We start from the raw sequence: 10,812 nt of genomic DNA, 5'->3' as shown, positions 1-10,812 counted from the left end.
CGAGGAGGAGGGTGGGGGAGGGTGGGTCTCGTGTTTTGTCAGTTGGAAGGAGAGGGGGGGGGGGGGGGGGGGGGGGGGGGGGGGGGGGGGCCCCCCCCCCCCCCCCCCCCGGCGCGGGACGCGCTAGCGACTACTGCTGCTGGCTGAGGCGCTTGTTGAGCTCGCCCTCGACCTGCTTGGCGGCTTCGGCGGACGGCTTACCCTGCAGGACCAGCGTCATGTAGGTCTTGATCGGGTTCGGCGGGTTCTCGACCGGCGCCCACTCCGGGATCAGCGGCGTGGTGCCACCGGACTTGGCGGCGGCAGGACCGGCCGCCTCGGCGGCGGGCTGGCCGACGGTGTACTTCTGCATGGCCTCGCTCTTCGGGGACCAGCCGGCCTCCTTGATGAGCGCGCCGTCGTTCTGCTCGGAGAGCGCGATCTTCAGGAACTCCTTGGCCAGGTCCTGCTTCTTGCTGCCCGCGGCCACGGCGAGGTTCGAGCCGCCGAGGAAGACGCCCTCGGGCTTGTCGGCGGTCTCACCGGGGATGGTGAAGAAGCCGATGTCGTCCTTGAGCTTCGGGTTGGCCTTGATGGCCGTGCCGGCCTCGTAGCCCATCGCGAAGATGGCGCCGGTCTTGCCCTTGGCGAAGACCTCGGCCTGCTGCGGGGTGGCCTCGTCCTTGTCCTTGGGGGCCTTGGAGAAGGACTGGTACTTCTTGTACAGGTCCATGGCCTCGCCGACCTTGGGGTCGGCCAGGTTGGAGACGTACTTGTCGCCTTCCTTCTTGACCGGCTCGACGCCCTTGCCGACGAGCAGGCCGTCGAAGAAGTACCAGTTCTGGCCGGGCAGGTAGACCGGCTCGGCGTCGCCCTTCTTCTCGATGGCCTCGAACGCCTTGAAGAGCTCGTCGCGGGTCTTCGGCGTCTCGGTGATACCGGCGTCCTTGAAGACCTTCTTGTTGTACATGACGACGCGGTTGCCCACGTACCACGGCAGGGCGTACTGCTTGCCGTCGTAGATGGAGGGCTGGTTGACGCCGTCGGCCCAGGCGGAGCCGATCTCCTTCTTCAGGTCACCGAGGTCGGCGAGGCCGCCGGTCTTGGCGTACGCCGGGGTCTGGGTGTTGCCGATCTCCAGGACGTCCGGCGGGTTGGACTCGGAGAGGGCGGTGGTGACCTTCTGCTGAATGCCGTTCCAGTCCTGGACTTCGATCTTCAGCTTGGCCTTGGTCTTCTTCTCGAACTCCTCGGTGACCGTCTTGGTCCACCCGTCCGGGTTCGAGCCGGACATCGTCCATACGGTCAGGGTCTGGCCCTTGTACGCGTCCGGACCGGCCTTCTTGCCACTGTCGCCGCCGTCGTCGGACCCACACGCCGCGAGGCCGATCATCATGCCCGCGACGCCGATCGCCGCGATGAGCTTGCGCTTCACGCCAAACCCTCCTCAGGGATACTGCAACCCCGCCCACCGCGAAGACATTCGACGAGTACTGCTGGGGCTGGACCTGGTCTTTAATGGTTTAGACCAGTACCGGGAGCTTGGCCTAGACCTTTAGGGGTGTCAAGGGTGTATAAGAAGTGCACTCGCGTCCGTTACAGGACCGACACCTAAGGGAGGACGACCAGCCGTGACGGGACCGTGCCACCATGTGAGCCGCGACAGACGGAGGAGCCGGTGACGGCAGCAACGCAGCAGTCGGGAAGGCGGGCCATGGGTGCCGACGGGGGCAGTACGGAGAACGAGACGGGCGCGGCCACGCGGACGGCGCGCGTCCCGAAGTACTACCGGCTGAAGCGACATCTGCTCGACATGACGGACACCATGCCGCCGGGCACCCCCGTGCCCCCGGAGCGGACCCTGGCCGCCGAGTTCGACACCTCGCGCACCACCGTGCGCCAGGCGCTCCAGGAACTGGTCGTCGAGGGCCGACTGGAGCGCATCCAGGGCAAGGGCACCTTCGTGGCCAAGCCGAAGGTCTCGCAGGCCCTGCAACTCACCTCGTACACCGAGGACATGCGCGCCCAGGGCCTCGAACCGACCTCCCAACTGCTGGACATCGGCTACGTGACGGCCGACGACACGCTCGCGGGACTGCTCGACATCACCACCGGCGGCCGGGTGCTGCGGATCGAGCGGCTACGGCTGGCCAGCGGCGAGCCGATGGCGATCGAGACCACCCACCTTTCGGCCAAACGCTTCCCCGCGCTCCGCCGTTCGCTGGTGAAGTACACCTCCCTCTACACCGCGCTGGCGGAGGTGTACGACGTACGGCTGGCCGAGGCCGAGGAGACCATCGAGACCTCACTGGCCACCCCGCGCGAAGCCGGCCTGCTCGGCACGGACGTGGGTCTGCCGATGCTGATGCTCTCCCGGCACTCGCTCGACGGACAGGGCGAGCCGGTGGAGTGGGTGCGCTCGGTCTACCGCGGCGACCGGTACAAGTTCGTGGCGCGCCTGAATCGACCCACGGACTGACCCCGGCACGGGGATGGATCCCAACCATCCCGCCCGTATGGAACGTCGCTCGCGGCCCCCGTGGAACGCACCACTCCGCGAGGGCCTTCCGCATGTCCTGGTACGGACCAAATGCCGTACACCTGACGGGTTTTCGAGCATACGTACCCGATCTGCGGACCGTTTCCGGACCGCAATGCGGACAGGGGGTGACGGTGACCGGAAGCCTCCCCTAGATTTCCTGCGCATTACAAGGTGATCAGCGAGGGGACGGAGTCGCCGCATGCCAGCAGACCCAGAAGGAAAACCACCCACCGTCACACCGGTCCGGGTGGTCATCGCCCTCTGTCTCATCGCCCCGTTCGTGGCGATGCTCTGGGTGAGTTCGTACGCGAAGGTGGACCCCACCTTCATCGGCATTCCGTTCTTCTACTGGTACCAGATGCTCTGGGTACTGATCTCCACCGCGCTCACGATGACCGCGTACAAGCTGTGGCAGCGTGACCAGCGCGCCCGCAAGGGAGGTGAGTCGGCATGAAGGACGGTGTGAACGGCGTCGCGCTCGGCGTCTTCATCTTCTTCTTCGTGGCCGTCACGGTCATGGGCTTCCTGGCGGCGCGCTGGCGCAAGGCCGAGAACGAGGCCAGCCTCGACGAATGGGGTCTGGGCGGACGGTCGTTCGGCACCTGGGTCACCTGGTTCCTGCTCGGCGGCGACCTGTACACCGCGTACACCTTCGTCGCCGTTCCGGCGGCGATCTACGCGGCGGGCGCGGCGGGCTTCTTCGCCGTGCCCTACACGATCCTCGTGTACCCGCTGATCTTCACCTTCCTGCCTCGGCTCTGGTCGGTCTCGCACAAGCACGGGTACGTCACCACCTCGGACTTCGTCCGCGGGCGCTTCGGCTCGAAGAGCCTCTCGCTGGCGGTCGCCATCACGGGCATCCTCGCCACGATGCCGTACATCGCGCTCCAACTCGTCGGCATCCAGGCGGTGCTGGACGTGATGGGCGTCGGCGGCGGCGAGAACACCCACTGGTTCATCAAGGACCTGCCGCTGCTGATCGCGTTCGCGGTGCTCGCCTCGTACACCTACTCGTCCGGCCTGCGGGCGCCCGCGCTGATCGCGTTCGTCAAGGACGGGCTGATCTACCTGGTCATCGCGGTGGCGATCATCTACATCCCGATCAAGCTGGGCGGCTTCGACGACATCTTCGCCAAGGCGGGCGAGGCGTTCTCGCAGACCAACCCGGCCACCGGCAAGCCGCGCGGCGCGCTCGCACCGGGCGAGGCGGGCCAATGGGGTTACGCCACCCTGGCGTTGGGCTCGGCGCTGGCGCTGTTCATGTATCCGCACTCGATCACGGCGACGCTCTCCAGCCGCAGCCGCAACGTGATCCGGCGCAACACCACGATCCTGCCGCTGTACTCGCTGATGCTGGGCCTGCTGGCGCTGCTCGGCTTCATGGCCATCGCCGCCGGGATCAAGGTGGACAACGGGCAGCTGGCCATCCCCCAGCTGTTCGAGAACATGTTCCCGGACTGGTTCGCGGGCGTCGCGTTCGCCGCCATCGGCATCGGCGCGCTGGTGCCCGCCGCGATCATGTCGATCGCCGCGGCGAACCTCTTCACCCGCAACATCTACAAGGACTTCCTGAAGCCGGACGCGACCCCGGAGCAGGAGACCAAGGTCTCCAAGCTGGTGTCGCTGCTGGTCAAGGTCGGCGCGCTCGCCTTCGTCCTCACCATGGACAAGACGGTCGCGATCAACTTCCAGCTGCTCGGCGGCATCTGGATCCTCCAGACGATGCCGGCCCTGGTCGGCGGCCTGTTCACCCGCTGGTTCCACCGCTGGGCGCTGCTCGCGGGCTGGGCGGTCGGCATGGTGTACGGGACGGTGGCCGCGTACGGGGTCGCCAGCCCGACCCAGGCGCACTTCGGCGGGTCCTCCAAGGAGATCCCCGGCATCGGCGAGATCGGCTACATCGGCCTCACCGCGTTCGTGCTGAACGTGGTGGTGACGGTGGTGCTCACCTTCGTCCTGAACGCCGTGAAGGCGCCCGCCGGGATCGACGAGACCTCCCCGTCCGACTACACGGCCGGCGCGGGCGACCCGGGCGTGAAGACGGAACTCCCGCCGGCCACGGCGGGGGCGCCGGGCGGTCACTGACGACCGGCGCCAACGGCCCGTCGAGGGCCTCTCGTTCGGATCAGGCCGGATCAGGGAGCGGGGTCCGGTGCCGTACATCGCAAGGCGGAGGAGGGAGTCGACGCGGCGCGTCGGCGACCGACGACAACGCGGCGAGGTGCGGCACCAGGGCACGCGAGCCCGGCATGGTCCGAACGAGAGGCCCTGGCCTCCTCCAGCGGGGCGCGGCGGGCCGACGGCGTGATCCGGCCCGGCGGCCCGGGAAAGGGCCGTACGGCTCATTCTGTGGGCCTCGCCCGGTCGGTGCGACACAACATGTGGGGGCTGCCTCATCGGGCAGCCCCCACATGTATGCTCATCCTCGCTGTCGCCGCAGGGGAATCCGGTGCGAATCCGGAACTGTCCCGCAACGGTGTATTCAGTGCGCTTTTGTGCACCCCCGAGTCAGTCCGATGACCTGCCGGCAGCGCATCCGGCTCGACCGAACCGGATGCCCAGACGTCCGGGCCTCGCGGTTGGGCCGGTGGACGCCGTGCGGAGTGCTGCCCTGCCCCGGGTGCGCGCCCGTAGGGCTGCCCCGTTCCCCGCCGGCCCCGAGCCGAGCGAGGGAGAGCACCACGTGACCATCGCGCCAGCCGATCCGGCTTCAGTCGCCGTGTCCGCAGCAGCCGAGTCCGAGGCAGCCGCACAGGACGGACCGGGAACCGCACTGCTGCGGACCCTGACCGACCTCACCGCCGATCTGCCCGACACCGACCCCGGCCGGGTCGCCGCTGCCGCGCTGCGCGGTCGCAGCGCCCGAGCGGACGAGGCCGAGCTGCGCTCGCTGGCCACCGAGGCCGCCGCGGGCCTGATCTCCGAGGACCCCGCCTACTCCCGGCTCGCCGCCCGGCTCCTGACCCTCACCATCGCGGACGAAGCGGCCGGCCAGGGCGCGGTCTCCTTCTCCGCCTCGGTCGCCGTCGGGCACCGCGAGGGCCTGATCGCGGACCGTACCGCCGAGTTCGTCGCCCGCCACGCGGCCGTGCTGGACGCGCTGGTGGAGCGTTCGCTCGCCGACGGCGCGGACGACCGCTTCGGCTACTTCGGGCTGCGGACCCTGCACAGCCGCTATCTGCTGCGCCACCCGCACACCCGCCAGGTCATCGAGACGCCCCAGCACTTCATGCTGCGGGTCGCGTCCGGGCTCGCCGAGGACGACTCGCAGCGCGCGGTGGACGAAGTAGCGGCGCTGTACGGGCTGATGAGCCGGCTCGACTACCTCCCCTCCTCCCCCACGCTCTTCAACTCCGGCACCCGGCACCCGCAGATGTCCTCCTGCTACCTGCTGGACTCCCCGCTGGACGAGCTCGACTCGATCTACGACCGCTACCACCAGGTGGCCCGGCTCTCGAAGCACGCGGGCGGCATCGGTCTGTCGTACTCCCGCATCCGCTCCCGCGGTTCGCTGATCCGTGGCACCAACGGACACTCCAACGGCATCGTGCCGTTCCTGAAGACGCTCGACGCCTCCGTCGCCGCGGTCAACCAGGGGGGCCGCCGCAAGGGCGCCGCCGCCGTCTACCTGGAGACCTGGCACGCGGACATCGAGGAGTTCCTGGAACTGCGCGACAACACGGGCGAGGACCAGCGGCGTACGCACAACCTCAACCTGGCGCACTGGATCCCGGACGAGTTCATGCGCCGGGTCGACGCGGACGGCGACTGGTCGCTGTTCTCGCCCGCCGACGTACCCGGTCTCGTCGACCTGTGGGGCGACGAGTTCGACGCCGCGTACCGGGCCGCCGAGGCGAAGGGGCTGGCCCGCAAGTCGATCCCGGCCCGCGAGCTGTACGGCCGGATGATGCGCACCCTCGCGCAGACCGGCCAGGGCTGGATGACGTTCAAGGACGCCTCCAACCGGACCGCGAACCAGACCGCCGAGCCGGGCAGCGTCGTCCACTCCTCGAACCTGTGCACCGAGATCCTCGAAGTCACCGACGACGGCGAGACGGCGGTCTGCAACCTGGGCTCGGTCAACCTCGGCGCGTTCGTCGCCGACGGTGACATCGACTGGGAGCGGCTGGACGCCACCGTCCGCACCGCCGTGACCTTCCTCGACCGGGTCGTCGACATCAACTTCTACCCGACCGAGCAGGCCGGCCGCTCCAACGCGAAGTGGCGCCCGGTGGGCCTGGGCGCCATGGGTCTCCAGGACGTCTTCTTCCAGCTGCGGCTGCCCTTCGACTCCCCCGAGGCCCGCGCGCTCTCCACGAGGATCTCCGAGCGGATCATGCTCGCCGCGTACGAGGCGTCGTGCGAGCTGGCCGAGCGGTCCGGCCCGCTGCCCGCCTGGTCGCAGACGCGCGCCGCGCGCGGTGTGCTGCACCCCGACCACTACGACACCGAGCTGAACTGGCCGGAGCGGTGGGACGCGCTGCGCGCCCGCGTCGCGAAGAGCGGGATGCGCAACTCGCTGCTGCTCGCCATCGCGCCGACGGCGACGATCGCCTCGATCGCGGGGGTCTACGAGTGCATCGAGCCGCAGGTCTCCAACCTCTTCAAGCGCGAGACGCTCAGCGGTGAGTTCCTCCAGGTCAACGCGTACCTGGTGAATGAGCTGAAGCAGCTCGGGGTGTGGGACGCGCGGACCCGTGAGGCGCTGCGCGAGGCCAGCGGCTCGGTGCAGGGCTTCGCCTGGATCCCGGAGGACGTGCGGGCGCTGTACCGCACGGCGTGGGAGATCCCGCAGCGCGGTCTGATCGACATGGCGGCGGCCCGTACGCCGTTCCTGGACCAGAGCCAGTCGCTGAACCTGTTCCTGGAGACGCCGACGATCGGCAAGCTCTCCTCGATGTACGCGTACGCCTGGAAGCAGGGGCTGAAGACGACGTACTACCTGCGCTCGCGCCCGGCGACCCGGATCGCCCGTGCCGCCTCCGGCCAGGCCGCGACCGCCGCCCCCATCCCCGTACAGCAGGCTTCGGCGCCCGACGCGGACGCGATCGCCTGCTCCCTCGAAAACCCCGAGTCCTGCGAGGCCTGCCAGTAATGAGCTCCACCAACGCCGACAAGAACCTTCTGGACCCGGGCTTCGAACTGACGCTGCGGCCCATGCGCTACCCGGACTTCTACGAGCGCTACCGCGACGCGATCAAGAACACCTGGACGGTGGAGGAGGTCGACCTGCACTCCGACGTCGCCGACCTCGCCAAGCTGTCCCCCGGCGAGCAGCACATGATCGGCAGGCTGGTCGCGTTCTTCGCGACGGGCGACTCGATCGTCTCCAACAACCTCGTGCTGACGCTGTACAAGCACATCAACTCCCCCGAGGCGCGGCTGTACCTGTCGCGGCAGCTCTTCGAGGAGGCCGTGCACGTCCAGTTCTATCTGACGCTGCTGGACACCTATCTGCCCGACCCGGATGACCGCGCCGCCGCGTTCGACGCGGTCGAGGAGATTCCCTCGATCCGCGAGAAGGCGCAGTTCTGCTTCAAGTGGATGGACTCGGTCGAGAAGATCGACCGGCTGGAGACGAAGGCCGACCGCCGCCGTTTCCTGCTGAACCTGATCTGCTTCGCGGCGTGCATCGAGGGGCTGTTCTTCTACGGCGCGTTCGCGTACGTCTACTGGTTCCGCTCGCGGGGTCTGCTGCACGGTCTCGCCACGGGCACCAACTGGGTGTTCCGTGACGAGACGATGCACATGAACTTCGCGTTCGAGGTCGTGGACACCGTCCGCAAGGAGGAGCCGGACCTCTTCGACGACGAGCTCCAGCAGCAGGTCACCGACATGCTGAAGGAGGCCGTGGCCGCGGAGCTGCAGTTCGGCCGTGATCTGTGCGGCGACGGGCTGCCCGGCATGAACACCGAGTCGATGCGGCAGTACCTGGAGTGCGTCGCCGACCAGCGGCTCACCCGGCTGGGCTTCCCGGCGGTCTACGGCTCCGAGAACCCGTTCTCGTTCATGGAGCTGCAGGGCGTGCAGGAGCTGACGAACTTCTTCGAGCGCCGGCCGTCCGCGTACCAGGTGGCGGTGGAGGGCTCGGTCGCCTTCGACGACGACTTCTAGGGCGGGCTAGATCCTGGCCCAGCTTCTGAGGTAGGGGCGCCGCGCAGCCGTGACGGGCTGCGCGGCGTCCGCTGTTTCCGGGGGTCCGTCGCTCCGGGCCCGTTCCGCGGCACGGAGCTCGCGGTCGATGCGGCGCTCGCGGGAGAGTCCGGCGAGGGCGGGCAGCAGGACGAGAGCGATAAGTGCGGCTATGCCCAGGACGTTCTGGAATGCGTTCATGGCTCTACTCTCGTCTGCGCGGACGGATTGCGGCAGTGGCAGGACTGTCATGGAACATCGAATTACTGCCACACTGGCTCTATGCTGAAAAATGTCGCCGCTCTGCTGCTCGACGAGGTCCACCCCTTCGAACTGGGCGTGCTGTGCGAGGTCTTCGGACTCGACCGAAGCGACGAGGGCCTGCCGGTCCACGATTTCGCCGTGGTCTCCGCCGAGGGCCCGGTGCTGCGGACCCACGCCGGCTTCACCATCAGTACGCCGCACGGCCTGGACCGTCTGGAGGAGGCCGACCTCATCGCCGTACCGGCCGGCAGCCACTTCATGGACCGGGAGTACCCCGAGGAGGTCCTCGGCGCCCTGCGCCGGGCCGTGGACCGGGGTGCCCGGGTGCTGAGCGTCTGCTCCGGCGCGTACGTTCTCGGCGCGGCCGGACTGCTGGACGGGCGCCGCTGCACCACCCACTGGCGCCACGCCCCGGAGCTGGCCCGCCGCTTCCCGCGCGCCGTCGTCGAACCCGATGTGCTGTACGTGGACGAGGGCCAGGTCATCACCTCGGCGGGCACGGCGGCCGGGATCGACGCCTGTCTGCATCTGGTCCGGCAGGCGTACGGCCCCGATGCCGCCAACGCGATCGCCCGCCGCATGGTGGTGCCGCCGCACCGGGACGGCGGTCAGGCGCAGTACATCGAGCGGCCACTGCCCCGCACCCCCTGCGACACCGTCGGCGAGACGCTGGTCTGGATGGAGCGCCACATCGATCAGGAGATGACCGTCGAGCAGCTCGCCGCCCAGGCGCACATGTCGCCGCGCACCTTCGCCCGCCGCTTCCAGCAGGAGACGGGCACCACTCCGTACCGCTGGCTGCTGCGCCAGCGGGTGCTGCTGGCACAGCACCTGCTGGAGACATCCGATGAAACGGTGGACACGATCGCCGGACGCACCGGCTTCGGGACCGCCGCCGCACTGCGCCACCAGTTCGTACGCTCCTTGGGCACCACACCGAACGCCTACCGCCGCACTTTCCGTGGCCCTGGCGCGATGGTCGAAGTGGCCTGACGCGGCACACGGAAGGGCCCCGTACGTCAGACGCCGCAGTTCGGCGCCGACCAGTAGTGGCTGGGGCCCCGGTTGACGTGGATGTGGTCACCGTGGTCCGGGTAACCCGGGCCGAGGATCCCGTTGAAGCCGTGGTTGCGGGCCTGCTTGGCGAGGGTACACAGGGCGTGCGGTCCGGCGCCCAGGTCGGCCGCGTCGCCGTACATGTGGCGGCTGTTGGACGCGCCGCCGACCGCGCTGTTGCAGGACGCGGAGCGGAAGCCGCTGGTGATCCGGATGGGCTGGTCACCGAGCGCGTGCCGCAGCGCCTCCAGCTTCCACATGGTGCTCAGCGCGTTGGCCTTCGCCGTGCCCGCCGCGACGGCACCACCCGCCCAGGTCGAGTTGCACTGGTTGTGCTCGGCGTACGTGAAGTGCGCCGGGGTGCAGTCATTGTCCTGGAGCTCGTAGATCTTGGCCTGGGTGGCCGGGCCCGCGATGCCGTCGGCGGCGAGGCCGTAGGCGGCCTGGAAGCGCTTGACGGCGGCGGTGGTGGCCGGTCCGTAGGAGCCGTCGATGGCGAGTACAGAGTTGTAGCCGGGGTAGCCGGCCACCCGGATCTGGAGCTGGACGACGTCGTTGCCGGTGGCACCGGGGGACATCGTGCGGGTCCAGGTGTAGCAGCCGTCGGCCTGTGCGGTGCCGGCGGTCACCACGGCACCGCACAAGGCGAAAGCCATGGCCATGACAAGTCCGAGCAGGAGTCGTGCGGTACGTCCGAGCATGGGGGCTCCCTACCGTGACGGAGGTATGGGGAGAGAGCCTGTCGGACGAGTCGACGCGCGTCAACTACCCACGAATGAATGGCAGTTGGCAGCCATCCGGGGTTGAAGCCCGACGGGCCCGGTCCTCCTCGCGAGAAG

General features: G+C 68.9%; 9 protein-coding genes and 1 riboswitch. Of the genes, 6 read left to right on the top strand and 3 right to left on the bottom strand.

The window, feature by feature from the left end; translation table 11 throughout:
- Positions 1-130: 130 nt before the first annotated feature.
- Positions 131-1,414 carry an extracellular solute-binding protein gene (locus ACFVX4_RS24085; protein ID WP_389980689.1) on the bottom strand — a complete coding sequence of 428 codons (1,284 nt, stop codon included), beginning with the start codon at positions 1,412-1,414 and terminating at the stop codon, positions 131-133.
- Between the two features lie 279 nt (positions 1,415-1,693).
- On the opposite strand from ACFVX4_RS24085, the gene ACFVX4_RS24080 reads away from it, so the two are divergent.
- The 5 genes from ACFVX4_RS24080 to ACFVX4_RS24060 all read left to right on the top strand — a co-directional run bounded on the left by ACFVX4_RS24080 (position 1,694) and on the right by ACFVX4_RS24060 (position 8,635).
- Positions 1,694-2,458, top strand: a complete 765-nt coding sequence (locus ACFVX4_RS24080) for a GntR family transcriptional regulator (RefSeq protein ID WP_389980811.1) — start codon at positions 1,694-1,696, stop codon at positions 2,456-2,458.
- Between the two features lie 262 nt (positions 2,459-2,720).
- Positions 2,721-2,975 (top strand): DUF3311 domain-containing protein, encoded by a 255-nt coding sequence (locus ACFVX4_RS24075; RefSeq protein ID WP_266414500.1) that lies wholly within the window; start codon positions 2,721-2,723, stop codon positions 2,973-2,975.
- Positions 2,972-4,606, top strand: a complete 1,635-nt coding sequence (gene mctP / locus ACFVX4_RS24070) for a monocarboxylate uptake permease MctP (protein WP_389980687.1) — start codon at positions 2,972-2,974, stop codon at positions 4,604-4,606. Before ACFVX4_RS24075 ends, mctP begins: the two co-directional genes overlap by 4 nt.
- 327 nt (positions 4,607-4,933) lie before the next feature.
- A riboswitch (cobalamin riboswitch) is annotated at positions 4,934-5,065 on the top strand.
- Positions 5,066-5,204: 139 nt separating this feature from the next.
- Positions 5,205-7,616 carry a ribonucleoside-diphosphate reductase subunit alpha gene (locus ACFVX4_RS24065; protein WP_389980685.1) on the top strand — a complete coding sequence of 804 codons (2,412 nt, stop codon included), beginning with the start codon at positions 5,205-5,207 and terminating at the stop codon, positions 7,614-7,616.
- Positions 7,616-8,635: a ribonucleotide-diphosphate reductase subunit beta gene (locus tag ACFVX4_RS24060; protein ID WP_389980683.1), complete on the top strand. Its 1,020-nt coding sequence runs from the start codon at positions 7,616-7,618 to the stop codon at positions 8,633-8,635. Before ACFVX4_RS24065 ends, ACFVX4_RS24060 begins: the two co-directional genes overlap by 1 nt.
- A 6-nt stretch (positions 8,636-8,641) precedes the next feature.
- Here ACFVX4_RS24060 and ACFVX4_RS24055 read toward each other — a convergent pair whose 3' ends face one another.
- On the bottom strand, positions 8,642-8,854 hold the full coding sequence (locus ACFVX4_RS24055) for a hypothetical protein (RefSeq protein WP_389980681.1): 213 nt from the start codon (positions 8,852-8,854) through the stop codon (positions 8,642-8,644).
- A gap of 81 nt (positions 8,855-8,935) precedes the next feature.
- Between ACFVX4_RS24055 and ACFVX4_RS24050 the strand changes: the two genes are divergently transcribed.
- Positions 8,936-9,910 (top strand): GlxA family transcriptional regulator, encoded by a 975-nt coding sequence (locus tag ACFVX4_RS24050; RefSeq protein ID WP_389980679.1) that lies wholly within the window; start codon positions 8,936-8,938, stop codon positions 9,908-9,910.
- A gap of 26 nt (positions 9,911-9,936) precedes the next feature.
- On the opposite strand, the gene ACFVX4_RS24045 is transcribed toward ACFVX4_RS24050, so the two are convergent.
- Entirely contained in the window at positions 9,937-10,674 is a 738-nt protein-coding gene (locus ACFVX4_RS24045; protein WP_389980677.1) for a D-Ala-D-Ala carboxypeptidase family metallohydrolase, read from the bottom strand.
- Between the last annotated feature and the right edge of the window lie 138 nt (positions 10,675-10,812).

It is taken from the genome of Streptomyces sp. NPDC058240 (genome assembly GCF_042882135.1).
GTDB lineage: Bacteria > Actinomycetota > Actinomycetes > Streptomycetales > Streptomycetaceae > Streptomyces.
Note: the sequence above shows the minus strand (reverse complement) of the source record. Positions and strands in the feature narration are given on the sequence as shown.

What these genes read in the sequence shown, in the direction of transcription:
- mctP (WP_389980687.1), top strand. Translation starts at nt 2,972, where the DNA reads ATGAAGGACGGTGTGAACGGCGTCGCGCTCGGCGTCTTCATCTTCTTC.
- ACFVX4_RS24060 (WP_389980683.1), top strand. Translation starts at nt 7,616, where the DNA reads ATGAGCTCCACCAACGCCGACAAGAACCTTCTGGACCCGGGCTTCGAA.
- ACFVX4_RS24080 (WP_389980811.1), top strand. Translation starts at nt 1,694, where the DNA reads ATGGGTGCCGACGGGGGCAGTACGGAGAACGAGACGGGCGCGGCCACG.
- ACFVX4_RS24055 (WP_389980681.1), bottom strand. Translation starts at nt 8,854, where the DNA reads ATGAACGCATTCCAGAACGTCCTGGGCATAGCCGCACTTATCGCTCTC.
- ACFVX4_RS24045 (WP_389980677.1), bottom strand. Translation starts at nt 10,674, where the DNA reads ATGCTCGGACGTACCGCACGACTCCTGCTCGGACTTGTCATGGCCATG.
- ACFVX4_RS24050 (WP_389980679.1), top strand. Translation starts at nt 8,936, where the DNA reads ATGCTGAAAAATGTCGCCGCTCTGCTGCTCGACGAGGTCCACCCCTTC.
- ACFVX4_RS24075 (WP_266414500.1), top strand. Translation starts at nt 2,721, where the DNA reads ATGCCAGCAGACCCAGAAGGAAAACCACCCACCGTCACACCGGTCCGG.